The following is a 25482-nucleotide window of genomic DNA, read 5'->3' as shown; positions in this document are numbered from 1 at the left end:
CTTTTGAGTTTAAACACCGAAGGTTATAGGCTTGACCTATGAAAAAGAGACAGCTAACCGCCACCGAACTTGCCGAATGCAATGCGCTAAAGCGCATTTACATGGCAAAAAAGAAAGAGCTGGGCCTCAGCCAGGAGAAGGTCGCAGAAGCTTTTGGAATGACGCAAACCGCGATCAGCATGTACCTGAACGGCTTGAACGCGCTAAACGTTATGACGGCCGCCAGGTTTTCAAGCGTGCTCAAAGAGCCCGTGTCTTCCTTCAGTCCCAGAATCGCCGGGGTCATTGAGCGACTAGCGTCCATCAGCGTTTCCACAGACGCCACTCCAGAGAACCGATCTAACGAGGTGGTCTTGAGTCCTGTCCTTGCGTGGGATGATAGTACCCCGCTTAGCGAAGATGAGGTTTACGTCCCGTTCCTTCGGGAGATTGAGCTGGATGCCGGTTCTGGTCGATATGCTATCGAAGAAAACGACGGATCTCGACTCCGCTTCGCTAAGAGGGATCTGCGAGAAAATGGCGTTCAGTTTTCCAATGCCAGATGCGTCACGGTCAGAGGAAACAGCATGTTTCCCGTTTTACGGGATGGCGCGACAGTAGGCGTAAACCTGGGGCGGACATCTTTCGGTGAGGTGTCTGACGGGGATCTGTATGCCATTAATCACAATGGTCAATTGCGTGTAAAACAGGTTTACAGAACGCCTACTGGGATTCGCCTTCGCAGCTTCAATCGTGACGAGCACCCGGATGAGGATTACACCTACCAGGATATTCATGACCAGCAAATTTCCCTGATTGGACACGTTTTTTGGTGGGGTATGTTTTCCAGATAAGTCGCAAATACACTGCATTTGCAAGCCGTCCACTGGGCGGCTTTTTTATGCTCTGTCAAAAAAATCCAAGACCGTCAGGAGCAATTTCTACATAAAAATAAAACCGCAGGTGTTGACTAAAAATAAAACCGCACGCAATATCAGCCCCATCGCAACCCGCATGGAGCTTCCCACATGACCACCGCCACCATCACCGCCCACGGCTTCACAGGCTTTCTTGGCCGTGGCGCCGCACCTCGCGAGCTGGAGTGCCTGCTGGCGGTTGCAGCTGGTCACACCTCGAAAGAAGTGGCGCGTGATCTTGGCGTTGCTCCGGACACCATCGACAAGCGCCTTTTGGCGTTGACCACCAAGCTGGGGGTGAAGCGTCGTGCGGCCCTGGTCGCCGAAGCCTTCAAACGCGGCTTGATCTCTCCAGCAGCTGTGATGGCCATGATCCTTGCCGTTCATGCGTCGATGGCAGAAGACCCAACCCTTCGTGTCCGTCGCGGCGGTGGAGAACGCCGCATTGAAACCCGCGTGGCTGTCCGCCGCATCGAGGTTGCCCTCACCGCCTAACCCAACCTGATTTTTGCGAAAGCCAACAACGCGGCCGGGATTCGCTCGGCCTGGAAAAAGCCTCACCCCAACCCACGAAAGAGGAAACACCCATGCTCGGTAAATTGTTCGGTAAGAAATCTGGCCAAGCTCGCGCAGCTGTAGCGAAGCTGGCAAACCGTGACCTGATGGAAGCGGTCGTGTACGGCTCGATCTACGTCGCCGCAGCGGATGGCGATCTGGAGGAAAGCGAGCTGTCCAAGATCGAAACCATTCTCAGCAACAACCCAGCGCTCCAGGGCTTCGGCGCAGAGCTGTCCAATACCATCGACCGCGCCAAGACCGACTTCAAGTCGGGCACGCGCATCCTGCGGCAGAACGCCGAAAAGGAACTGGGTGACTTGGCCCATTCCCCTTCCGAAGCGCTGACCGTACTCAACGTGATGCTGACCGTGGCTGAGGCTGACGGCGAGATTGAGCCTGAGGAACTGACTGCCCTTGAGCGCAGCGCCAAGCTGCTGGGCCTCAACCTCAAAGACCACCTGTAACCATGCTGGCCAAGCTCGGCAATAAGACTCGTTCGCTGGCAGCCTACGGGCTTGCTGGCGGCGTTGTCTTCGTCGACTCGGCCAGTCGCATCCTTTCGATGGTGGGCGACTTGGTACTGGTCGTTCTGCTGTTGGTGGTGCTGATGGCCGGAAAGCCCAAACACTGATGAAGACGATGGGGTAGCGAAACGTTACCTCATCAGCCTGGAGATCAACATGCAAGCCCCCTTGAAGATGTTCAATTTCCTGCTTCTGATCGCCGTGTACCTGTTCGCAACCCTGATCTTTTTCTACAAGGTCACGCCGAAAATTTTCGACAACCCAAGCGACCTTGAGCTGATCGTCGGTGTCTTCCTCGTCGCCGTCTGGGTGATCCTTACCGCCTGCATTGGCGCCTGGTTCGCCATGGGCAACCAAATTGCCAGTGGATGCGAAAAAGCCAACCGAACCACCGAGAAATCATCGGTAGTTGCCAACTGGACCGACAAGCAGGTGCTCGACTTCTGCTCTGTCGCTCTGCGCCATGTGGTTGTGGAAGGCGACTTAAAGTTCAGCGATATCAATGATGGCCTTCGTTACATGGCGGACAAGGGCGAGCCGGCGTTCCTGCATGCATTCTCGATCGATGATCACGTCAAGTTGGTGGCCAACGCCAGGCGCTACGAGTGGTTGCGAGACGGCGCACTCGGAACCGGCTCTGCGAACGTGCCCATGGTCAGGATCGGGTCTGGTGATCCTGTTGGCGGCAAGGACCTCGACGCCGCCGTGGACGCCGCAAAATTGGACTGGCCAATCGACGAAGACTGGCCACGGGAGCAGCAGCCATGAAGCGCCGCGAGATTTCCCCGGCCACCCTGCCCCAGATCGGCCAGCCACTCGCCGGCGGCTTCTACGCCGGGCGCCTGTTCTTCGATGGCGCCGAGCACGCGCTGATAGATTCCGGCCGTGAGTTCGAGAAGGACGCCCAGTGGTGGGACCGGCCTGGCCCGCGGCTCAACATCCGCGGTTCCAAGTCCTACTACGACGGGATGGCGAACACCAAGGCCATGGCTGAAGCTGGTAGCGCGATCGCCCAGCAGGTGCTGAACATGAACATCCGCGGGCATCGTGGCTGGCACATTCCAGCCATTGAAGAACTCCAGGTGATGCGCGCCAACCTGCTGCAGCTGGAAGCGTGGGGCACGCATTGGCCAATCCAAGGCGCTGGCGGACCTGCCCAGGCATTTGCATTGCGCGAATACTGGTCGAGCACTCAGAAGCCGACGGCGGGCAGTTCGTGGTGCCTGCACATGCTGCCCTGGTGCGTACCTGATACGAACTGGAGCAGCAAAGAGAAGGGAGTCCGACCGGTGAAGGTCTTGCCGATCAAGGCCAATGCCTTCGTGCATGAACCTGCCGGAGACTTCGCTCCTACAGCACCAGCCCTGCGCGGCCTGGCCGAAAGCGCCGAGGTAGCCCAGGTGCTGGAGCAGTTCATCAACGAGGACACCGGCCGCTTCTACGGTCGCACCGAGGATCTGGTGGCTAGGCTGGCACTGATCGCCGGGGAGGCTCGCGCATGAACAGGATTCAGCGATTCGAGATCAACACCGCCGGTCGCGACTTCGCCGTTGGCGACATTCACGGCCACTTCACCAAGCTGCAGGCGGCGCTGGATGCGGTCCAGTTCGCTCCTACGGCGGATCGGCTGTTCAGCGTCGGCGACCTGGTCGACCGCGGGCCGGAAAGCGAGCAGGTCCTGGAGTGGCTGGCCAAGCCATGGTTTCACGCTGTGCAAGGCAACCACGAAGACATGGCGGTCGGCTACGTACAGCAGGCGCTGCGCGATGACCTGTACATGCACAACGGCGGGGCCTGGTTGATGGCCAAGAACCGAGACGAAAAGACCGAGTATGCGGTGGTGCTGCGCGAGCTGCCGGTGGCGATCGAGGTGGAAACGGACGCCGGCCTGGTAGGTATCGTGCACGCCGACTGCCCTTTCTTGTCCTGGTCAACGCTTCGCGATGCGCTTTCGGGCCGGGTGTCAGGCGTGCAAAACATTGAGGCCTGCTGCCAGTGGTCCCGCTCCCGCATCGCCAGCGAGAACCAAAAAGGCGTCAGCGGCGTCCGGGCTGTGATCGTTGGCCACACGCCAACCCGCCAGCCGGCGGTGCTGGGCAACGTCTACCACATCGACACCGGAGCATGGATGGGCGGGCACTTCACGCTGATCAACCTGGCCACGCTCCAGTGTCACCCGCCAATCAATCCGAAACTTCAATGGGACTGGGAGCCGAAGCCATGAGGCCAATAATCCTTTCGATTCTGCTGCTGGTAGCCGGCCAAGCCGCATCCGACGAGCAAATCATCAGCGTGCAGCACGACAGCCAGCGCGGCGTTACCTGCTGGATCTTGAACAACACCGGGATCAGTTGCTTGCCCGACTCAACCCTACAGCAGGCCACCCCCTCAAGCGATGCGGACCGGGCGTTTCCGGCCAATTCGATGCGTGAAAGCGGGCCTTTGGTGGCCGCCCCGCTCCTACGGGTTCAAGCCGCCCTGCCCCTCGAGCAGCTACAGAACCATTCAACCCTGGCCCCCGAGCAGGACCAGGACGGGCCAACCCCGGCCGCGGTGCAGCTCCAGCGCCAGCACAAAGAGGTATTCCAGCTATGACCATGACCTTCAAATTGGAAGACAAGCCCGGCGCCGGATCTGAGTTCGCCAGCCTCGGCGCCCGTCTGGTGCGCTTCGGCCAGGCCCTGCAAGAGCCCAGCACCCGGGTAAGCGAGCTAGTTGCCCTGGCCCAGGCCTGCGGGATCAACTTCAAGCTTCGTGTGGTCGCTGACAACGAGGATGGTCGTGATGAGTAAGCCTAATGCTGCACAGAGGCTCGCCGCCAAACTCAAGGTGCTGGCCAAGGCCGCAACTCCTGGGCCATGGGTAACCGACGGCGACTACGTCAACGAGCACGGCTACGTGCTGTACAGCTACATCGCCAGCGGCCGGAAACGTGGCGGGCGGATCGCCAACACGTTCGCCAACTGCCTGGTAAAGACCGATGAGCAGTGCCGGGCCAACGCCGAGTTTATCGCCGAGGCGAACCCGAAGGCGGTGCTGGTGCTGGTCGCTGAGATCGAGCGGCTGAAGGATGACCTGCAGATCACCAATCACGCCTGCTTCCTGAGCATCGCCGAGAACAAGAAGCTAAAGCACGAACTCGACACAGTGACCACCAGGGGGCAGGTCGATCTGGAGACCCTGATCAAGAACAACGAGCGGTATCAGTGGATTCAACAGCATTGCGATATCGACTATCGCGGGCATCGTCCAGACGGTGACTACGGATCGACTGACGAATCCGTCGACGCAGCCATGAGCAAGGCAGCGACACAAAACGCCGAAACCGAAAACGTGTCGCGACACGAAGAGCGGTGAAGCTATGCGCTATGTGACCGTCAGGAAATTTGCCAGCGAATCTGGCTACACAGAAGACGCGATCCGCTCAAAGATCCGTGACGGGATCTGGCGGCTCGGTGAGATATGGATCAAGGCGCCGGATGGCCGGACGCTTCTCGATATAGAGGGATATGAGTCATGGGTAGAGGCGGGAGGGGAGTCCGGACAGTCTCCGATTCGAGTATCGAAATCACGTTCATGTATCGGGGCGTCCGGTGCCGCGAGCGGATCACGCTCAAGCCCACCGCCACTAACCTGAAGAAGGCCGAGCAGCACAAGGCGGCCATTGAACATGCAATTTCTATCGGAACCTTCGACTACTCGGTGACCTTTCCAGGGTCGCCTCGGGCGGCGAAGTTTGCGCCAGAGACTTCACGCGAAACCGTGAACGGATTCTTGACCAGGTGGCTGGAAGGGAAGCGAAAGCACATTTCAAGCAGCACCTTCGACGGATACCGCAAGCTTGTTGAGCTCCGATTGATTCCTGCACTTGGCGACAAGATGATGATCGACCTAAAAAGGAAAGATGTGCGCGACTGGCTGGCTACCTTGGAAGTTGGCAACAAAACCTTGAGCAATATCCAGAGCTGCCTGCGCTCTGCTCTTGGCGACGCAACGGATGAGGAGTTGATCGAGGTAAACCCTTTGGCGGGCTGGACCTACTCGCTCAAGGAGGCCCCGCCAAGGGAAGATGATGTGGATCCGTTCAGTTCCGAAGAACAGCAGGCGGTGCTGGGCGCCCTCTCCGGACAGGCGCGCAACATGATGCAGTTCGCTTTGTGGACCGGCCTACGCACCAGCGAGCTCGTAGCGCTGGACTGGGGCGATATCGACTGGCTACGCGAGGAGGTGGTGGTAAGCCGAGCGATGACCCAGGCCAGCAAGGGGGAGGCCGAGACAACGAAGACAGCAGCTGGACGACGAAGCGTGAAGCTGCTCAGGCCCGCTATGGAGGCACTGAAAGCTCAGAAGGCTCACACGTTCTTGGCAGACGCAGAAGTCTTCCAGAACCCACGTACGCTCGAGCGCTGGGCGGGTGATGGGCCGATCAGGAAAACGATGTGGGTGCCAGCGATGAAGAAGGCCGGCGTTCGGTACCGGCGCCCGTACCAGACCAGGCACACTTATGCCTCGATGATGCTTTCGGCTGGCGAGCACCCGATGTGGGTTGCAAAGCAAATGGGGCATAGCGACTGGACAATGATTGCCAGGGTCTATGGAAGATGGATGCCGAGCGCCGACGATACGGCTGGCAGCAAAGCAGAGCTGGCCTTTGCTGGGAATGACAGCAATATGACAGCTTCAACGCTGAACACCGCGAAAACAAAGGCATAGACGCGGGTTCAAATCCCCCCGGCTCCACCAAATAGCAATCTAGTCCTGTCTCAGACAGTCTATGAAACACCCCAAGAAGCCCGCCTAGTGCGGGCTTTCTTGTTTCTGGCTGTACTCCTCATCCATCGCCACCGGAGGCGTCGGCGGATTCGCAGCTGGTGGCGTATGGGGTACCGTGGGAGCGTCTGAGGCTGTATCGGTAGGGGAACTGAAGAAGCTGGGCTAAAGATCCAAGACAATGATCAAGGCATCAATGCTGGGCTTCCTCGAAACATGGAGAGCACTATGACGGGCACCTAACTTGAGCGTTAGCCTTTTTGATCGATTGAACCATAACCAGATCGCGCTCGACGTAGCGATTGAAGAGTTTTCCAATTAGGTCGAGCAGCGTGGTCGGCCGATATCGTGAATAAAGTGCGCCGAGCACTCGAAACGTTGGATGAAAATCTGGAATTCATTCATCAAGACATCTCAGACCTAACAGTTCCGGCTGGCTAGGAAAGTCGTAATTCTCCTACGGACTCTGAACAAAATTTTGACGGACTGTGAGTTCCTGCATTAAGCGTGGGCAGTTAAGCCGAAACTTGCGCCAACCAGACCGCCTGAGAACCTGACAAACACCAAGAAAATCAAATATCTCAAGCGGGAAATTGGCCATTTCAATACAAAAAGACAGTAAGACTAAAAATGCCAGTCAAATCCTTCGTCTACAAAATTACAATTAGGAGAAGAGTTCTACACCAGCCATCTCAAGAGCTAAGTTCCTTAACCGTAGCAACAAGCATGCGCTTACAATTTTCTACATGCCGGTGACTACGCGTCTCAGGAGGTAGTTTAGCAATTCGCTCCAATACCACCTCGCAAAACTGTACAAGATCAGTTTTCTGACTTAAAGAAAACTGACTTCCATATTTCTGCACTACATCAGCTACCTTTGCAGCGACGCGGAATGGATAGTGTTTTTGCTCATTCAATGTTTGCCTTAGCAAAATAGCCTTTGCGTCCAAATACAATTCAAAGGCTCCATCTGCACTCTCTGATAGAAGCGATTTCTGAAGTGTAAACCTAGCAAAGTGATTATCGATTTGATAAGTATTATAATTTGGCTTTAACTTCGCAAACGCATACGCTGACTTAAAATATGCCTCAACGTGCTCCAAACCATTGTCTTCTAGAGCCATCCGGGCAATAGCATATTGAAGCCAGTAGTGAGGATTTTTTTTTGCAAATTTTGTATTTTGGATTTCTTCATAGAACGAAACCACCGCTGTTTCCAAACCACTCCTAGGCAACATCTTCTGTAGTGCCGAATAAGTCATAACGCTACGCATAAAAAACTCGTAATTCCGCCCCTCCAACGTTTCCGCTCTCAAGAACATTCCAGTCAGGACCGATAGAACTTCGTACGCATCACTTAGCGAGGTCAAGTAATACTCAGCCAAAACTGACGACTTTAGCTGAATATATCCACTATTGTCGCTCCACAAGAATCGCACTGACTCTTTATCATTGTTCGACAATCTAGCGAGAGGTGATCCTTCAAGCAAATCATTAACCAGAGACTTACTCATCTCCAGCCCGCTTGCCTTAACCAAAAAAATCGCAATGACGATCCTCTTCACATCAGGTCTGATCTCTCCAAACAAACTTTTTATTCTACTGGCGATCTGAGGAGCTTCGTATAACTTCAGCAATACCTGATGAAACTGCCCACGACATTCGCTATCAATTAAGCGTACGCGCTGAATATCCGGGAGAGAGGAGAATTCTGACCATAACCCATACGTATCGATCATTGATACAAGTGAAAGGGAATCTGATTTTGATAGCTGATTTATATCAAACTCTGGAACTAACGCCACGTGCAGTGCGTTCTCTAGCCGATCCAAATAAGCCTCATGCACATGCGTCCTCGAAGTAAGCAAGAAACAAACTTTTTTGCCAACACGCCTAATCGAAACGAAGTCGATAAATTCGAGAAATGGAATATAACCATCTATCAACAACGCTACAGGCGCATCCAACGATAAGAGTTGCACGATCTCTTTACGAGCAACCTGTGAGTCTTCAGTTACTTTAAATACTTCCCACCCCAGCTCTGAGAGTTCACGACCAGCTTGCTCAAGAGCAATACTTTTTCCGTTACCAAGATCTGATGTAAATAGGATGTCCTGCCCAGCCTTAACTGACTTCTTAACTTCAGCCATAATCGACCGCTCGATCAGATAAAATCTGGGATCACTATTAGCTGATGTACACCCTAAGAATTTTGAGTTCAAATCACCATATAGAAATAATTTTTCAACATCTGAGTTCATTGGCTGCGCAACAGCAGCAGATTGCTTGAGCTTTTCGAGTGAAAAATAATTTTGATATGTTTTTTTGGGGAGATAGTCTTTCCTAACATCTGTTACTATCTGAGAAAAACTACCAACACCGATAGGAAAAAGCTCACCAAACATTGGAAGTCTCAGCGCATCAGGTGAATTACTTGATAGGTCAGGCGCTGCGATAAAAATGGTTTTATCCTTTATATCTTCGACATGTACAATTTGAGCTAAATTCAAATCATACATCGAGTATCCGATAAATATGATCGATCGTGCCAATCGAAGGTCCTGGCACAAGACCGCCTTCCACGATGAGTGCTCCAGTGCATCTGTCATATACGACTCAAAGGTCAACTTAAATGTCGCTGAAAGATCACCAACGCCTAAGCGGGTTATCAAGCCGTTTATATGAAGACAAACCTTACCATTAGAAAGAAATCTTTCGGGTGAGTCACTTGGTGTTAATGCAGTAATAGACCTACCCGACTCAGCCCCACTTTTCTCCACAAGATCATCGTAGTTTGTCGTATAAATTCGCTGCCAAGGGACGTTAACAATATTGTTGTGATGCACTGCCGGATGGCGAATCGTAAACATATCACGACATATTTGTGTTAACTTTGCCTCTCCGAACTTTTGAGAATAAAACTGAGACGCCATTGCCAGATCAGTATCTTCCGCATCCACGCCCGCTTCTTTGTATAGATACCTTGCAAAATCCCGACCCGACATTGGTGAACCGCCAGAAAGACTCGTCGCACCGAACGAAAATCCAGAACCTACAAAAAGAACTGCATTCCCATCAAGAGCATGTTGAACAGCTTCGGAAAGTTGCATAGTTATTTCATCCCTTTATTTGTATTCCTATGAATCTCTGGTAGTCGTATGAGAATCCATCGAATGGCGTCCGATACTATCAGGACAATATCCTGAACTGATCTGTGCCCCCAAGCAACGCCGATTGATGCCAACTGCCACAAGACCTACGACGCTACGACCCCCTCTGCACAGCAAAGCTCTGTGGAGGGGGGCTCCGCTAGCACCGGTTATCCTAGAAAAACTTCTGGATCATCAGGCGAAGTAGGTTTATCAATCGGACTCCCTTGGACTAGGGATAATGCTATTGCGATCGAAAGGGGCCAAAAATGGCCCAGCAGGCCGCACCACGTATCCCAAGATGTCCCCCAACAAAACAAAAAACTAATAAACCCTTTTAATACATATAGTTGAGACTCATGCTAAAACGACCCCAGCCCACCAAACAAAGTAAAACAAGGCCTGCCTTGTGCGGTTTTTGTCGTTTCTGACCTCTCAGAAACCACCCTTTCCCCGGCAGTTCTTGAGCCCGGCGCCTTTACCAAACACTCAAAAAAGCCCCTCCAACCCCACCCCCTCCGCCATCACCCTATTCCCCTCATCCCCCGGATGCAGGTGATCCCCCGAATCGACCTTTGGCAACAACCGGGTCGGATGCCGCGGATCACGAGTTATCCGATCGAAATCAATCACCGCATCGAACGCCTGACTACCGCGTATCCACTGGTTAAGCGCCTGGCGCAGTTGTTCCTTCTGCAGGCTGTGGTAGTGCTCGATGATGCTGCCTTCCAGGGCGCCTTCGAAGGGCAGCAGGGTGGTGCCGATGAGGCGGATGTTGTGGCGATGGGCCTGGTCGATCAGTTGTCGATAGCCGGCGATCAACTCGTCCAGCGAGGGTAATGGTGCGTTCGGTGCGAAGGCGGTGCCGGGCCAGCTGATGTCGTTGATGCCCAGCATCAGCACCACGCTTTTTACTCCGGGTTTGCCCAGCACGTCGCGTTCGAAGCGCTTCAGCGCGCTGGCGCCCATGCCGTCTTGGAGCAGACGTGCGCCGGAGATGCCGCCGTTGAGCACGGCGACTTTATCGCTGGCCAGGCGTTGGGCGAGGAAGTCTGGCCAGCGTCGGTTGCGGTCGAGGGTGGAGCCGTTGCCGTCGGTGATGGAGTCGCCGAGTACCACCAGGGCTTGGCTGTCGGGCGGGGCGTCCACCAGGATATCGCTGAGGAACAGGCGTGCTTCCAGTTGTTCCTGGCCTTCCGGCCGTGGTGCGTCGACCTGGTTGCCCGGGGCGATAAAGGCGGTTTGTTTGCCATCCCAATGGAAGGTACTCAGTGGCGTGCGCTGCGGCAGGTACAACGAGACCCGTAGATCGCCGAGATCCGGCACGGTCAGCGCTAGGGGATCACTGGTTCGGGTCTCGCCGGGCGCAATGCTGACCTGCTGCCGACCACCAAATGTCAGGATTTGCCCGGAGCCGGTCATGGCCGCGACCCGCGCGGCGCCGATCAACAGTGGCTGCTTGCCGTACTCGTTGGACAGCACCACGCGTATCTGACTACCGCCCACGCTGACCCGCAGCCGCTGGTGAATGGTGCTGTCGGTCAGTGCCTCGGGAATCCGAGTGGGCAGCGGCAGCTCAGTGCCCCAGGTCGGCTGCGGACTGGCCATCCAGGTGGTGATCCAGTTTTCCTGTGCCAGGGCCGGGCCGGCGGCCAGCAGCGCCGTCAACGCCAGGGGCAGGCAAAAGTGCAGGTTTTTCATTTCAGGTCGCTCCTTGAAGCCGTAAGGCTGAGGCGGCCAGATTGCTCCATGCAAAATAACCGTGATAGAAGGCATAACTTCATACAGCCCATTCCGATATCGAATACTCATGGACAGCCTCAAAGCGATGCACTGTTTCGTCCGCGCCGTCGAGCTGGGCAGCCTGTCATCGGCTGCTCGTGAGCTAGGCAGCACTCAACCCACGGTCAGCAAGCTGGTGGCGGCGCTGGAGAAACAGCTGGGCACGCGCCTGCTGACCCGGGGCACCACTGGCTTGACCCCTACCGAGCAGGGCAAGCGTTTCTATGAGCGGGCCAAGGCCGTGCTGGAGGAATATGGCGAGGCGGTGGCCGAGGTGCGCGGCCTGACCGAGCGCCCCGAGGGTGTGCTGCGGGTCAATGTGCCGGTGAGCCTGGGGGTGTTGCACCTGAATGGGCTGATGCTGGCGTTCATGGCGCAGTACCCGGACATCGAGGTGGAGCTGATCCTCAACGATCGCTTCGTCGACCTCACCGAGGAAAACGTCGACCTGGCCCTGCGCCTGGGCGGCGACTTGCCGCCCAACGCCATCGCCCGGCGCATCGCCACGGCGCCGCGCTACCTGGTGGCGGCGCCGGAATACCTGCAACGACACACGCCCTTGCACAGCCCCGCCGACCTGGGCGAACACGAGTTCCTGCGCTTCGCCTGGTTGAGCTCGGGCGACACGCTGGACCTGAGCGGCCCGGCTGGCGAGAAGGTCTGCATCACCGCTCAAGGGCGCTATCGGACCAACAGTTCGCTGGCCATCCGCGACGGCGTGCTGCAAGGCGCCGGGTTGTGCATCACCCCGGCCTGGCTGGTCAGCGACCTGCTGGACAGCGGCCGCTTGGTGCGCGTCCTGCCCGACTGGAGCGGCCCGCCCCACGAGGCGTTCCTGATCTACCCCGAGCGCCGCTACCGCCCGCTGCGCGTGCGCCTGCTGATGGAATATCTGGCCGAACGGCTGCCGCGCTTGCCGGGCTTCACCGCCTGACCCGACAGCCCGCCGTGGCCACGATCAATGGCCATTACGATCCCCTTTTGGCCAACCCCGTGCTGTGCAGCGCCGGGCCCCTCGGCAAGAATCAAGCCCGGCACGCTGACTCAGCGGCCTACAGATTCAACAGAACCACCCTTCTCCCTTGCCCTTTCAAGGGACCGCCTGCCGTGTACAGAACATAAAAACCATCGCCACGCTGGGGAACCATTCATGGTCACGAGAAAACGCATACTGGGTGCCGCCTTCTGTGGGCTGTCGCTGCTGGCCGCCGCGGCGCAGGCCGAGCCGCGCGAGCTGCGGGTGTACAACTGGGCCGACTACATCCTGCCGTCGGTGCCCAAGGATTTCGCCAAGAACAGCGGCATCAAGGTCACCTGGGACACCTTCGACACCAACGAATCCCTGGAAGCCAAATTGCTCACCGGCAACTCGGGCTACGACCTGGTGGTGCCGTCGAACCAGTTCCTCGACACCCAGATCAAGGCCGGGGTATTCCAGAAGCTCGACAAGTCCAAGCTGCCCAACTGGCAGCACCAGGACCCGGCGCTGCTCAAGCTGCTGGACAGCAACGACCCGGGCAACCAGTACGGCGTGCCCTACATGTACGGCACGGTGCTGATCGGCTTCAACCCGGCCAAGGTCAAGGCGGCCCTGGGCGACAACGCGCCGGTGGACAGCTGGGACCTGGTGTTCAAACCCGAGAACATGGAGAAGCTCAAGTCCTGCGGCGTGGCCATGCTCGATTCGCCGTCGGAGATCCTACCGCTGGCCCTGCATTACCTGGGGCTGGACCCCAACAGCCAGAACCCGCAGGACTACGAAAAAGCCAAGGAACTGATGCTGAAAGTCCGCCCCTACGTCACCTACTTCAACTCGGCCAAGTACATGACCGATATCGCCAACGGCGACATCTGCGTGGCCATCGGTTACTCCGGCAGTTTCTACCAGTTCGGCAACCGCGCCAAAGAGGCCGGCAACGGCGTGGTGGTGGACTGGCGCCTGCCCAAGGAAGGCGCGCCGATCTGGTTCGACACCTTCGCCATTCCCAAGAGCGCGAAGAACGTCGCCGAGGCCCATGAATTCCTCAACACCCTGCTGGACCCGAAAGTCATCGCGCCGATCAGCGATTTCCTCGGCTATCCCAATGCCAACAAGGATTCGCTGGCGCTGATCAACAAGGAAATCACCGGTAACCCGAACCTGACGCCAACCCCCGAGGCCCTGAAGAAGCTCTATGTGGTGCAGCCGCTGCCGCAGAAGCTGGAGCGGGTGCGGACCCGGGTCTGGACCAGCATCAAGTCGGACAAATGATCGGCCCCTCAGGCCACCCCCGGGTGGCCTGAGGTCACTTCAGCTCGAACACCAGGCACGGATTGTCATTGAGCCGCCCTTCGTAGACCGGGCTCGCCTGCTCCAGCGCGGTACCGGCCAGCAGCGCCTGGTCCTTGCGCGCGACTATCACCCAGGCCGGACGCGGCACGGCGGCCAGCCGCGCCAGCTCGCCCTTGCCGATAAACAGCGGCTGTTCGTCGTGGTCCAGGTTCATCATGTAGCGCACCGCCCAGGTGTCCTTGCCCAGGTTGAGAAACGCCAGGGTTCCACGGTCTGCGGCGCGCCGTTGCTCGACCTGCTCGACAAAACCTCGGGTGGCGAACTGCAAGTCCTTGGCCGGCTCGATCAGCTTCACCAGCAGCCACCACTGCGCCGCCAGGGCCAGCAGGCTGAGCAGCACCAGGCGCCGCCGCGGTGCGTCGCGGGTGATGTGCCAGGCATGCAGCGCCAGCACCTGCAAACCGAAAAACACCGCGATCATCAGCGGCAACGACAGCGCCGGCCAATAACCGTGCTTCTGCCAGCCGTGCCGACAGACCAGCAACACCACCACGCACAACCCCGGCAACGCCGCCACCAGGCCGAGGTACACCCCGCGCACCCGGAGCAACCAGCGTTCTGGCTTGAGCAGGCCATAGGCGGCAACGGCGGCGAACATCGGCACCATGGGCAGGATGTAGTAGGCCCGCTTGAAGTGCGGCACCGACAGGCCCAGCAGGATCATCAGCCCGCAGCCTCCCAGGCGAACCAGCAACAGCACGTCGGCGTCGGTATGCCGCGCGGCCCATCGCTGCCGCAGCACGAACATAGTCGCCAGCGCCAGCGGCACCACCGGGAAGTAGCGATAGAGGCTCAACTGGAGGTAGAAGTAGAACGGCTCGCCACTTTCATCCAGGCGCCCGCCCACCTGCATCTGGTAGACCTGCCGGGCGAAGGCCTCACCGCCGCTGAACTGCGCCAGCTGCATCAGCCCCCACCAGCAGGCCGCCAGCAGGAGCAAGCCGCCGACGCCATAGGCCAGTACCTTCTTCACCCGGCGTCCACCGTCGCCCGGCCCCCGCACCGGCCCTAGCGCCCAGAAGACACAGGCCACGCCGCAGACCTCGATCAGCCCCAGCGGGCCGCGAATGGCGAAAGCGATGACGAACAGCGGGAAGACCGCGTACTGGCGCCATTGCGATCCCAATTGCTCGCCGCGGTGCAGCAGGTAGAAGCAGCCCAGGCACAGCAGCGAGACCATCTGGTCCAGGCACACCGAGCGCGACTTCTCCAGCAACTGGGTCGTCAGCGCCGTCAGCAACACCGCCAGCAGCGCCCAACTGCGATCGAAGGGGGCCAGCAAGCGGAACAGCAGCGCCAGCACTCCGGCCGAGGCCAACGCCGTGGGCAGGATATTGGCCAGCTGGTTGGGCGCGCCGAACAACTGGGCAAAGCCATAGCTGAACAGGGTGGCGGTGCCCGGATAGTCCGGGTACGGCTCGCCATAGGTGGTGGGAAACAGGCTCGCACCGTGGCGGAACATCTCCTGCAGGAACAACCACCAGCGCCCGTCGAAACCTTGTGCCGGCTGGTCCCAGATGCCGAGACTGAACAACAGCAGGGCCACCAGGAAAATCGCCGAGGACTGCACCCCCAACTGTCGTTGACTCATGCTTCACCCACCAGGTTGATCGCCCTTCAGTGGGCGTGCCGGCAGGCATGTTGCGGGAACAGATGCTGAACGATCGCTGAACGTTTTGCAGGATTCATCTGCGGCCGACGGCAGGCAAAAAAAACGGCCCGGCGGGATTACCGCCAGGCCGCATGCGAGTCATTGCGCAGATTACAGAAACACCGCCGAAAGCATGCCCAGGGCCCCCAGGCAGCAGCCGATCAGGGTGCCGCGGCCGGGCAACTCACGGAATATCGCCCAGATCACCAGTGGCTCGAGCAGCAACAGCGAGGTCACCGACACCACCGTGATCATCCAGATATCGCCCACCGCCAGGTACCCCAGCCAGTAGGCGCCGATCAGGCAGATGCCGGCGAAACACATGATCAACACCGGCAAGGCCAGGTCCGGCCAGGTGGTGTTACCCGTATGCGCCAGGCGGGCGGCGACCACTTCGCTGTAGATCGCGCAGAACTCGCCCAGCACCATCAACCCTACAGCAGAAACTCCGAGTAATTCTTTGGACATATGACAAACCCCTTGGTATTGAGAGCCAGATTTCTCAGCTCCCAGGCAACAATGGCTCCGCTGACGGAGCCGCCATGACGATGCCGAGGGGTGTGCTCCAGCTCAGTGACCGTGAGGAACCTGAACATGTCCATCTCCTGTGTAGTGGGTTGCGGGCGCCGGTATCGCCGGCCGCTCTCTGTATAGGGCATTGGCGAAACCGTCGATAGCGATTTTTTGTAGGGCATTTGTGTTGCAAAAAAGGCGGCTAGTGCCGAGCTGCAGGAGCGAGGCTTGCCCGCGATGGACTTGAGAGCGCCGCGTCTATCCAGTCAATACGCGGGTATCGTTGACGACCATCGCGAGCAATCGAGCATCGACCGGTAGGGGAAGGCTAGTCGGCGCGGAAATTCCAGACGATTTCCACCACCCGCACCGCGAGGATCAGGTACACCAGGAACAGCCCGATCTGCAGGGCCGTGTGATAACGCAGCTTGGCCAGCCGGCGCAGGCCGTCGCTGATATTGAGCAGCATCAGCAACGCCGACACCGCGATCAGCCCCCAGCCGGTCAGGCTCGACCCAAGCAGGCCCATGAACAGGTGATGGTCACCGTGCAGCGCGTTGGTCCCGGCGGCGAACAGCAGCGCGCAGACCAGCAGGTTCTTGAAGTTGTCGAAGACTCGCGTATTCAGGTCGTCGTCCAGCAATTGCAAATACTTTCGCCATAGTTCACGCATGTTCGGGGCACCTGTTCAGCCATGGGAAAGACCGGCGCCCGCGGTTTCGGCAAGGCCGCCGGGCCCACCTCCCAGCGTAGTGACGATTGCGCCACAGTGCCTGCAAGCCTGCGGGACAAGTTTCAAACCCGCAGCCGCACGGTCTCGAACAGCGCACGGTCCTCTTTGCGCGCCGAGCGCGCATGCCGGCGGATCACCTGCAACAGGCAATCGGCAAAACACTGCGCCGGGGGACTGAGAGCAACATTGCAGCGGGTGACGATGCTCAGGTGCCGGGGTTCGAACCGCTCCTGCAGTTGCAACGACACCAGGCGTCCGAGAAACGGCGAGGTGGTACTCATGATGGTGGGTCCCCAGGTGCACATATCCGCACGCTCGACCAGCATTTGCAGGATCGCCAGCGAATGTGCCTGGACGATACGGCGCTCGTCGATCTGCGCACCGTGGCGCCAGAACAGATCCTGCATCAGCGCATCGTGGCCGTCCGGGGCATAGTTCAGCGTCCAGCCCTGATCGAGCAACTCATGGATCGAACGAGCGTCCTGCCGTGGGTGTCCCTGGCGCACCAGCACCGAGGTCTGATAGTCCAGCAGGGTCTCGCAGGAAAAATCCTGGGGCGCCTGGGACGGGTGCAACTGACCGATGGCGAAATCCATGCTGCCGTCGCGCAGCAGCGGCTGGGCCACTGCCATCAGGCTTTCGAACAACTCCAGGCGCACCTGCGGCATGCGCTGGCGAAACTCCAGCACCACTTCGGGCAGCAGGGTCAGGGCCACCCACGGCGTGACCCCGACGCATAAGCGGCCGCTGTTCTTGCCGCGCAGTTGGTCGAGCTCGGCCTGGGCATGCTCCAGTTGCTTGAGTACCAGTCGGGCGTGGGTCAGGAGCACCTTGCCGTACTCGGTGAAGTTCAGGCCGCTGGGCGTGCGGACGAACAACGGCAGCTGCTGGGCGGTTTCCAGTTCGCGCAGCGCCTTGGTCACGGCCGCCTGGGACAGGCTCAGCGAGCGCGCGGCGCCACGGATGCTGCCGGTCTCGGCGCTGGCGATCAAGGCTTGGAGTTGATGCAATTTCATCTGCGTGCCCAGGTGACAACTTCGGGTTGTCATCATAACCAAAGTGAGCCTCCCCGGCAGCGCGCGCGGTGCCTAAGATCAGCCCGACAGCGCCTCAACGATTCGCCCGACGGGTCCGAGCAGGCAAGGACCTGACCGAGGAGTTCCCGCATGAATCCCCGTTACGTGCTACCCGAGATTGCCGAGCAACAGAGCGCGATGATCGCCCTGCGCCGCCAGATCCACGCCCATCCAGAGCTGGGCTTCGAAGAATTCGTTACCAGCGCACGGGTGGCCGGGCAACTGCGCGAATGGGGTTATGAGGTCAGCACCGGCGTCGGTCGCACCGGCGTGGTGGCCACCTTGAAAAACGGCGAAGGCCGTTCGCTCGGCCTGCGGGCCGACATGGATGCCCTGCCGATCCAGGAAACCAGCGGCGTGGCCCATGCCAGCCGGATCGACGGGGTGATGCATGCCTGCGGTCACGACGGCCACACCGCCACCCTCCTGGCGGCCGCGCAATACCTGGCCCGTTCGCGCAACTTCAAGGGCACCCTGCAACTGATTTTCCAGCCCGCCGAAGAAGGCCTGGGCGGCGCCCGGGCGATGCTCGACGACGGCCTGTTCGAGCGTTTTCCCTGCGACGCGGTATTCGCCATGCACAATGTGCCGGGCCATCCGACCGGGCACCTGGGCTTCTACAGCGGCCCGTTCATGGCCTCGGCCGACACCGTGAGCGTCAAGATCATCGGCCACGGCGGCCACGGTGCGGTGCCCCACAAGGCGGTCGATCCGGTGCTGGTGTGCGCATCGATCGTGGTCGCCCTGCAAAGCATCGTCGCGCGCAATATCAACCCGCAGGACACGGCCATTATCAGCGTCGGCGCGATCCACTCCGGGACCGTCTCCAATGTGATTCCGGCTTCGGCCGACATGAGCATCAGCGTGCGTGCCCTGACGCCCGAGGTGCGGCAGCTGCTCGAGCGGCGCATCACCGAGCTGGTCCATGGCCAGGCCGCGAGTTTCGGCGCCCAGGCGCAAGTCGACTACCAGCACTGCCATCCGGTGCTGATCAACCACCCCGACGAAACCGCCCTGGCACGGGGCGTGGCCCGCGACTGGCTGGGCGAGGAACACCTGATCCACGACCTCAAGCCGTTCACCGCCAGCGAAGACTTCGCCTTCATGCTCGAGCGCTGCCCCGGCAGCTATCTGGTGATCGGCAATGGCCAGGGCGAAGGCAGCTGTCTGCTGCACCACCCGGGCTACGACTTCAACGACCACTGCCTGCCCATTGGCGCGACCTACTGGGTCAAGCTGGCCGAGCGTTTTCTCGGCACAGAGGGCAGGTAGCGACAAAAAGGCCGTGGCAGTGCCATCACTGCCGTAGCCGGCGATTAACCGAGGAGAAAACAATGAAAAAAATGATCGCTGCGGTTTCATGGGTGCTGTTGTCGATATCGGCGACCGCCGGCGCGGCCGACTGGTCGGGCAAGGTGCTCAAGCTGGGCGTCGACCCGACCTACCCGCCCCTGGAATACAAAGACCCCGACGGCAAGCTGAGCGGGTTTGGCATCGACATCGCCGAAGCCCTCTGCGCCGAACTCAAGGCCCGCTGCGAGTGGGTTGAAAGCAGCTGGGACGGGATGATCCCCGCCCTGCTGGCGCGCAAGTTCGACGCCATCGCCTCATCGATGACCGTCACCCCCAAGCGCATGACCCGCATCGCCTTCACCGACAAGATCTCCAACGCCCCCGCTCGGCTGATCGCCAAGCGCGGCTCGGGCCTGGTGCCAACCCTCGACTCACTCAAGGGCAAGCGGGTCGGCGTCGAACAAGGCTCGGCCCAGGAGGCCTATGCCAAAGCCAAATGGGGCGCCCAAGGGGTACAGATCCTGTCCTATCAGAGCCAGGACCAGGTGTATGCCGACTTGATCGTCGGGCGTCTCGACGCCTCGTTGCAGTCGTCGATCCAGGCCAGCTACGGCTTCCTGTCCAAACCCATCGGCAAGGATTTCGAGTTCGCCGGAGACACCCTCGCCGACACGGAATTTTTCGGTGTGGGCGACGGCATTGGCCTGCGCAAGGACGATGTGGAATTGCGTGAAGATCTGAACAAGGCGCTGGCGACCATCCTGGCCAACGGCACCTACGCACGGATCAACCAGAAGTACTTCGACTTCGATATCTACGGCGCGCCCTGACGGCAGCGCCCAGCTCCCGGCGCGACGCCCGCCACGGCCGCGGCGCCGCCTCTTTCAGCTCACTCTAATAACAACAAGGGGCATGAAATGCTTCTGGAAGGTTTTGGCCCGCAGATCCTGCAGGGCACCCTGACCACCCTCAAACTGGCCCTGTCGTCACTGCTGCTGGCGGTGCTGCTGGGGCTGCTCGGCGCCAGCGCCAAGGCGAGCGGCAACCGCGGCCTGCAAGCGCTCGCCGGCGGCTACACCACGCTGATCCGCAGCATGCCCGACCTGGTGATCATGCTGCTGCTGTTCTTCAGCCTGCAGATGCTGCTCAACCAGTTCACCGACCGGCTGCACCTGGCGCAGATCGACATCGACCCGTTTGTGGCTGGGGTCCTGACCCTGGCCTTCATCTACGGCGCCTACTTCACCGAGACCTTTCGCGGCGCGTTCCAGGCGGTGCCCCGGGGCCAGGTGGAAGCGGCCAGGGCCTATGGCATGAGTCGCGCCCAAACCTTTCGCAAAGTGCTGTTCCCACAGATGTTGCGCCATGCCTTGCCGGGCATCGGCAACAACTGGCTGGTGCTGATCAAGTCCACGGCGCTGGTGTCGATCATCGGCCTGAGCGACGTGGTCAAGGCCACCCAGGACGCCGGCAAAGGCTCAATGCAGTTCTTTTACTTCACCCTGGTCGGCGGCCTGATCTACCTGGCCATTACCAGCGTTTCACACCTGATGCTGATCTGGCTGAGCCAGCGCTACTCGGTGGGCGTGAGGAGGGCCTCGTTATGACCGACATTCTCCAGGAGTACTGGCAGGCCTACCTGTGGAGCGACGCCGCGCAACTGTCCGGGTTGGCCATGACCCTGTGGCTGCTGGTGCTGTCGGTGCTGATCGGTTTCACCCTGGCGGTGCCCTTGTCCCTGGCACGGGTCAGCCACAACCCGCTGCTGCGTACCCCGGTGTGGCTCTACACCTACGTGTTCCGCGGCACGCCGTTGTATATCCAGCTGCTGTTCTTCTACGCCGGGGTCTACAGCCTGAGCGTGGTGCGCACCCAGGACTTTCTCGACGCGTTTTTTCGCGACGGCTTCAACTGCACGGTGCTGGCGTTCGGGCTCAACACCTGCGCCTACATGACGGAGATTTTCGCCGGCTCCATCCGCGCCATCGCCCACGGCGAGGTCGAAGCGGCCAAGGCCTATGGCATGAGCCGATTCACCTTCTACCGGCGCATCCTCTTGCCATCGGCACTGCGCCGGGCGCTGCCGTCCTTCAGCAACGAAGTGATCCTGATGCTGCACTCCACCTCGGTGGCCTTTACCGCCACGGTACCGGACCTGCTGAAGGTGGCCCGCGACGTCAACTCGGCCACCTACGCCTCCTTCAGCGCCTTCGGCATTGCCGGCGTGCTCTACGCCTGCAGTGCGTTTTTCCTGATCTGGCTGTTTCGCCGCGCCGAACTGCGCTGGCTGGCCTACCTCAAGCCACAGACACATTGATCTCCAACGGGGAGGCTCGCATGTACAAATTGATCGTCGAAGACCTGTACAAGAACTACGGTAGCCATGAGGTGCTCAAGGGCGTGTCGCTCAAGGCCAGGGCCGGCGATGTGATTAGCATCATCGGCTCCTCGGGTTCCGGCAAAAGCACCTTTCTGCGTTGCATCAACTACCTCGAACAACCGTCCGGCGGGCGTATCCTGGTCAACGCCGAGGAACTGCGCACCCGCAAGAATCGCCTGGGCGAGCTGTGCGCGGCCGACCCCAAGCAGCTGCAGGCAATGCGCAGCAAACTGGCGATGGTGTTCCAGCACTTCAACCTGTGGAGCCACATGACGGTGCTGGAAAACATCATCGAGTGCCCGATCAACGTGCTGGGCATCCCGCGCGACGAAGCCGTCGAGCGGGCGCGCAGGTACCTGGACAAAGTCGACCTGCCGGCCAAGGTCGAGAACCAGTACCCCTCCTATCTCTCCGGTGGCCAGCAACAGCGCGTGGCCATCGCCCGGGCGCTGGCCATGGAGCCACAGGTGATGCTGTTCGACGAGCCGACATCGGCGCTGGACCCGCAATTGGTATCGGAGGTACTACGGGTCATGCAACAACTGGCCGAGGAAGGCCGGACCATGGTGGTGGTCACCCACGAAATGGCCTTCGCCCGCGAAGTGTCCAACCACGTCATGTTCCTGCATCAGGGCCGGGTGGAAGAGCAAGGTCCGCCCGCCCAGGTCCTGGAACAACCCAGCAGCGAGCGCCTGAAGCAGTTTCTTTCCGGCTGCCTCAAATAGAGTCCTGAGCGTCACCGTCGGGTGTTGCCCCTTACGCCCGGCGGCAGGGCCGCGTTCGGGCGCCAGCTCCAGGGAGCGGACTGGCGCCCGGGAGCGCGCGCTGGCAAGCGCCCCCGCCGGACAGCTCGATTCGCTGCGCACCCGTTCACGATTCGTTAAGAATTGCCTCGGTATACTCGGGTCGCCTGATTCTTCCCGGCGCCACTTCTTCGGCACTCCCCCCATGTCGCGACCCGCCCCGCTGCTCTTCCTGCTCGCCGCTCTGCTGTTCTTCTTCGCCCTGGGCAACCACCAGTTGCAGGGTTCCACCGAGGCCCGGGTGGCCGGGATCGCCATGCAGATGCACCTGGACGACGACTGGGTGACGCCTCGCCTGTTCGGCCAGCCCTTCCTGGAAAAACCGCCGCTGAGCCTGTGGCTCGACGCCAGCGCCATCCGGGTGTTCGGCGGTACGCCCTGGGCGGTGCGCCTGGCCTCGGCCTTCGCCGGGCTGTTCAGCGTCATGCTGCTGTATGCGATGCTGCGCCGCTTCGGCCGGCCCACGGCGCTGGCCTGGATGGCGGGGGCCATGCTGGCGACCATGGCCAGTTACTGGAGCAACGTACGTGGCGTCGGTGAAGACGCCCTGCTCAGCCTTGGCGTGACCCTGGCGCTGCTGGCGTTCTACCAGGCGCACCGGCGCCAGGCCGAACACCAGCCGGCCCGCCTGAGCTGGCTGCTGTTCGCCCTCGGCATCGCCATCGCCACCCTGAGCAAGGGCGTGCTGGGCCTGGCGATGCCGGGCGTGGTGATCTTCGCCTACCTGGTGGCCGACAGCCTGATCGAGAAACGCTTCGCCCCGGGCCACTGGCTGAAGCCCGCCCTGCTGACCCTGCTCGGCCTGATACCGCTGCTGATCTGGCTCTGCCTGCTGTACCAGCGCGGCGGCCTGCAAGCGCTGGGCGAAGTGCTGTGGACCAACAGCGTCGGGCGCTTCGACGGCTCCTTCGAGGAGGCCGGGCACTACGAACCCTTCTATTACTACCTGGCGAAGCTGCCGCAGGCCTTCCTGCCCTGGAACATCCTGGTCTACCTGGGCCTGTGGCATTTCCGCAAACGCCTGGTGCAGAACCGCTACCTGCTGTTTTTCAGCCTGTGGCTGCTGGCCCAGTTCACCCTGCTGTGCCTGGCGTCGAGCAAGCGCACCGTGTACCTGATGTCGCTGACCCCGGCCGCGGCGGTGCTGGCGGCCGAGTACGCCGCAGTGCTCTACGAACGCTTGCGCCAGCGCGCCGCGGGAGCGGGATTCTGGGGCGCCGTGGGGCGCCAGCGCCGCGGCCTGGCCCTGGGCGTACTGACCCTGGTGGTGTGCAGCTACCTCGCCGCCGCGCAATGGGCCTTGCCGCGCGCCGATCGCAAGCTGTCCTTCGTGCCGCTGATCACCGAGATCCAGGCGCTGCAGGCCGCCGGCCAGCAAGTGGCGCTATACCAGGCCAACGAGCGCACCGGCGGCGCCAGCGTGTTCTACACCCAGAGCCTGCTCAAGGACGTGCAGACCGAAGCCCAACTGAATGAGTTTCTCAGCGCCTCGCCACACAACGTGGCGCTCATGGCCCTGCAGGAAGCCCCCAAGCCACCGTTCAAGGTCCTGAAGAAGGTCACGGTCAGCCGCCAGGACTACTACTTTGTCGGCCAATGACCGGCACAGCGGGCGCGCATAAAAAAGGCACCCGCATGGGTGCCTTTTTCAATCTCGTCGCCGGGCTTTCGCGCCGGCGCCGTCATGGCTCACTGAACGCTTTTCAGCTTGACTACATCACCGGAGACCTTGGTGGTGTAACCGTTCAGTACCCAGGCCCAGAACCAGCTTTCCTGGACTTGGGTGTTGATCATGGCGTCACCGCCCTTGGCCTGGATGGCCGCGGTCTGGGCGCGGACGAAGCGGCTGTTCTGCCGGATGGGAATGAACCCCAACAGCATGAGGCCGGTAGCCGATGCTTCGCTGTGACCGATCACGGTGTATTGGCTGCTATCCAGTTGCTGAGTTTTCATCGCAGTGCCGGTACAGCCAGCCAGGGCCAGGACAACCAGCGCAGAGGCGGCGACTTTGCTCAAATGTTTCATGCATGACTCCATAAACCAGAAACCCGGGAACTCTTTTCTCCGGGGGCGCGCACCCTAACAGTTCTGGTCAGCAAAAAAACCTCGGCCCGCGTCAAAAATTGTCCCTTGGCCCCTCCCCCCTCGCGCCGACGACTTCGTCAGCGACCGAGGCAAGGTTATTGGTCCGTCGCCGCGATCAGCGTCGCGGACTGCTCGGCCCCCGGTTCCGTGCGCGCCAGCACCGGCTGTTGCAGGCGCGCGCGGCCATAGAACAGCAGCGCCGTGAGCAGGCAGGTCAGCCACACCACGATGCCCGCCCAGAAGGTATGGGACATGTAGTGCCAGCCCTGCAACACCCGGGTGGTGCCATACACGAAGCCCAGCAACAGCGAGCCATGCAGCAGCGCCTTGGAATAGCACCAGCGATAACGCCGGGCCACGAAATACAGCGCAAGCATGGTGAAACCGCCCGAGGCATGGCCACCCGGCCAGCAGCGGCCTTCACCGGCGGTCTGCAGTAACTCGAAGTTCTGGTACCACTCCTTGTGCTCGATCTTGCCGGCGTACTGGGTGGTTTCCACCGGGCAGTACACGCTGGTGTGGCTCTTGAGGTAATGGATCGCCCCGGTGCAGAGGGCGAAGGCCACCACCACGAACAGCAGGTCCCGGCGATGGCGCGCGGTGAAGCGCAGCAGCGGCGCCAGGCGCAGCTTCTCCAGCAGGGCCTTGCCGCGGCCCTTGCACAGTGGCCAGACCAGCGACAGCAGCAACCCCACCACCGCCAGCTCGCCGGTCCAGTCGGGGATGATCCGCGCCCACTTGTGGGTGATCTTCTCGAACAGCCGCGAATGGTCCAGCGGGAAGGTCTGGCTCACCGGGTCGAAGAACAGGTCGCTGAAGGCGATGTCGATCTTGGTCATGTCGAACATCAGGAACACCAGCGCCGCCAGCAGCAGCGGCAGGCCAAGGTTCCACAGGTAAAAGCGCGAACGGGAAAGCGCCGGCATGGTCAGGGTCT

27 protein-coding genes are annotated in these 25482 nt (G+C 60.1%); 19 read left to right on the top strand and 8 right to left on the bottom strand.

All coding sequences use genetic code 11. From position 1 onward, the window contains the following. Positions 1–38: 38 nt before the first annotated feature. The 11 genes from TO66_RS03870 to TO66_RS03825 all read left to right on the top strand — a co-directional run bounded on the left by TO66_RS03870 (position 39) and on the right by TO66_RS03825 (position 6691). Complete coding sequence (locus TO66_RS03870) at positions 39–833, top strand: S24 family peptidase (protein ID WP_044461086.1); 795 nt, start codon at positions 39–41, stop codon at positions 831–833. Between the two features lie 174 nt (positions 834–1007). Next, on the top strand, positions 1008–1391 hold the full coding sequence (locus TO66_RS03865) for a helix-turn-helix transcriptional regulator (protein ID WP_044461085.1): 384 nt from the start codon (positions 1008–1010) through the stop codon (positions 1389–1391). Between the two features lie 92 nt (positions 1392–1483). After that, positions 1484–1918, top strand: a complete 435-nt coding sequence (locus tag TO66_RS03860) for a tellurite resistance TerB family protein (protein ID WP_044461084.1) — start codon at positions 1484–1486, stop codon at positions 1916–1918. Between the two features lie 2 nt (positions 1919–1920). Further along, positions 1921–2085: a hypothetical protein gene (locus TO66_RS33600; RefSeq protein ID WP_177330388.1), complete on the top strand. Its 165-nt coding sequence runs from the start codon at positions 1921–1923 to the stop codon at positions 2083–2085. A gap of 49 nt (positions 2086–2134) precedes the next feature. Next, positions 2135–2746 carry a hypothetical protein gene (locus tag TO66_RS33595; protein ID WP_052506094.1) on the top strand — a complete coding sequence of 204 codons (612 nt, stop codon included), beginning with the start codon at positions 2135–2137 and terminating at the stop codon, positions 2744–2746. After that, positions 2743–3480, top strand: coding sequence for a hypothetical protein (locus tag TO66_RS03850; protein WP_044461083.1), 738 nt, complete (start codon positions 2743–2745; stop codon positions 3478–3480). Before TO66_RS33595 ends, TO66_RS03850 begins: the two co-directional genes overlap by 4 nt. Beyond that, positions 3477–4202 (top strand): metallophosphoesterase, encoded by a 726-nt coding sequence (locus tag TO66_RS03845; RefSeq protein ID WP_044461082.1) that lies wholly within the window; start codon positions 3477–3479, stop codon positions 4200–4202. Before TO66_RS03850 ends, TO66_RS03845 begins: the two co-directional genes overlap by 4 nt. Next, positions 4199–4573, top strand: coding sequence for a hypothetical protein (locus TO66_RS33165; protein WP_044461081.1), 375 nt, complete (start codon positions 4199–4201; stop codon positions 4571–4573). Before TO66_RS03845 ends, TO66_RS33165 begins: the two co-directional genes overlap by 4 nt. 2 nt (positions 4574–4575) lie before the next feature. Then, complete coding sequence (locus tag TO66_RS03835) at positions 4576–4770, top strand: hypothetical protein (RefSeq protein WP_044465937.1); 195 nt, start codon at positions 4576–4578, stop codon at positions 4768–4770. Beyond that, positions 4763–5335, top strand: a complete 573-nt coding sequence (locus tag TO66_RS33590; RefSeq protein ID WP_052506093.1) for an ead/Ea22-like family protein — start codon at positions 4763–4765, stop codon at positions 5333–5335. Before TO66_RS03835 ends, TO66_RS33590 begins: the two co-directional genes overlap by 8 nt. A 159-nt stretch (positions 5336–5494) precedes the next feature. Beyond that, a complete protein-coding gene (locus tag TO66_RS03825; RefSeq protein WP_044461080.1) occupies positions 5495–6691 on the top strand; it encodes a site-specific integrase in 1197 nt (398 codons plus the stop codon). Between the two features lie 749 nt (positions 6692–7440). On the opposite strand, the gene TO66_RS32220 is transcribed toward TO66_RS03825, so the two are convergent. Together TO66_RS32220 and TO66_RS03820 are read right to left on the bottom strand one after the other, a co-directional pair. Next, the gene (locus TO66_RS32220) at positions 7441–9858 is read right to left on the bottom strand and encodes an SIR2 family protein (RefSeq protein WP_082061035.1); all 2418 of its coding nucleotides are present in this window, start codon (positions 9856–9858) and stop codon (positions 7441–7443) included. A 528-nt stretch (positions 9859–10386) separates the two neighbouring features. Beyond that, a complete protein-coding gene (locus TO66_RS03820) occupies positions 10387–11598 on the bottom strand; it encodes an SGNH/GDSL hydrolase family protein (protein WP_044461079.1) in 1212 nt (403 codons plus the stop codon). Positions 11599–11707: 109 nt separating this feature from the next. Here TO66_RS03820 and TO66_RS03815 point away from each other — a divergent pair, with 109 nt between their 5' ends. Further along, positions 11708–12613 (top strand): LysR family transcriptional regulator, encoded by a 906-nt coding sequence (locus tag TO66_RS03815; protein WP_044461078.1) that lies wholly within the window; start codon positions 11708–11710, stop codon positions 12611–12613. 216 nt (positions 12614–12829) lie between these two features. Further along, complete coding sequence (locus TO66_RS03810) at positions 12830–13930, top strand: polyamine ABC transporter substrate-binding protein (RefSeq protein WP_044461077.1); 1101 nt, start codon at positions 12830–12832, stop codon at positions 13928–13930. Positions 13931–13964: 34 nt separating this feature from the next. On the opposite strand, the gene TO66_RS03805 is transcribed toward TO66_RS03810, so the two are convergent. The 4 genes from TO66_RS03805 to TO66_RS03790 form a co-directional block, all read right to left on the bottom strand. Next, positions 13965–15602, bottom strand: coding sequence for a glycosyltransferase family 39 protein (locus TO66_RS03805; protein WP_044461076.1), 1638 nt, complete (start codon positions 15600–15602; stop codon positions 13965–13967). A gap of 171 nt (positions 15603–15773) precedes the next feature. Further along, positions 15774–16091, bottom strand: a complete 318-nt coding sequence (locus TO66_RS03800; protein WP_044461075.1) for a hypothetical protein — start codon at positions 16089–16091, stop codon at positions 15774–15776. 412 nt (positions 16092–16503) lie between these two features. After that, entirely contained in the window at positions 16504–16848 is a 345-nt protein-coding gene (locus TO66_RS03795) for a hypothetical protein (protein ID WP_044461074.1), read from the bottom strand. A gap of 122 nt (positions 16849–16970) precedes the next feature. Continuing rightward, entirely contained in the window at positions 16971–17924 is a 954-nt protein-coding gene (locus TO66_RS03790; RefSeq protein ID WP_044461073.1) for a LysR substrate-binding domain-containing protein, read from the bottom strand. Between the two features lie 150 nt (positions 17925–18074). On the opposite strand from TO66_RS03790, the gene TO66_RS03785 reads away from it, so the two are divergent. The 6 genes from TO66_RS03785 (at position 18075) to TO66_RS03760 (ending at position 24060) form a co-directional block, all read left to right on the top strand. Further along, positions 18075–19256, top strand: a complete 1182-nt coding sequence (locus tag TO66_RS03785; protein ID WP_044461072.1) for a M20 aminoacylase family protein — start codon at positions 18075–18077, stop codon at positions 19254–19256. A gap of 71 nt (positions 19257–19327) precedes the next feature. Beyond that, a complete protein-coding gene (locus TO66_RS03780) occupies positions 19328–20107 on the top strand; it encodes an ABC transporter substrate-binding protein (RefSeq protein ID WP_409077183.1) in 780 nt (259 codons plus the stop codon). An 87-nt stretch (positions 20108–20194) separates the two neighbouring features. After that, entirely contained in the window at positions 20195–20884 is a 690-nt protein-coding gene (locus tag TO66_RS03775) for an ABC transporter permease (RefSeq protein ID WP_044461070.1), read from the top strand. Then, positions 20881–21594, top strand: coding sequence for an ABC transporter permease (locus tag TO66_RS03770; protein ID WP_044461069.1), 714 nt, complete (start codon positions 20881–20883; stop codon positions 21592–21594). Before TO66_RS03775 ends, TO66_RS03770 begins: the two co-directional genes overlap by 4 nt. 20 nt (positions 21595–21614) lie before the next feature. Further along, positions 21615–22382, top strand: coding sequence for an ABC transporter ATP-binding protein (locus TO66_RS03765; RefSeq protein WP_044461068.1), 768 nt, complete (start codon positions 21615–21617; stop codon positions 22380–22382). Between the two features lie 223 nt (positions 22383–22605). Further along, entirely contained in the window at positions 22606–24060 is a 1455-nt protein-coding gene (locus tag TO66_RS03760; protein WP_044461067.1) for a glycosyltransferase family 39 protein, read from the top strand. 89 nt (positions 24061–24149) lie between these two features. Here TO66_RS03760 and TO66_RS03755 read toward each other — a convergent pair whose 3' ends face one another. Both TO66_RS03755 and TO66_RS03750 read right to left on the bottom strand, forming a co-directional pair. Next, positions 24150–24485: a hypothetical protein gene (locus TO66_RS03755; RefSeq protein WP_044461066.1), complete on the bottom strand. Its 336-nt coding sequence runs from the start codon at positions 24483–24485 to the stop codon at positions 24150–24152. 155 nt (positions 24486–24640) lie between these two features. Then, entirely contained in the window at positions 24641–25471 is an 831-nt protein-coding gene (locus tag TO66_RS03750; protein ID WP_044465935.1) for a phosphatase PAP2 family protein, read from the bottom strand. Positions 25472–25482: the final 11 nt, after the last annotated feature.

Source organism: Pseudomonas sp. MRSN 12121 (genome assembly GCF_000931465.1).
Taxonomy (GTDB): domain Bacteria; phylum Pseudomonadota; class Gammaproteobacteria; order Pseudomonadales; family Pseudomonadaceae; genus Aquipseudomonas.
The sequence above is the reverse complement of the archived record's forward strand: the minus strand, read 5'-3'. Positions and strand labels throughout refer to the sequence as shown.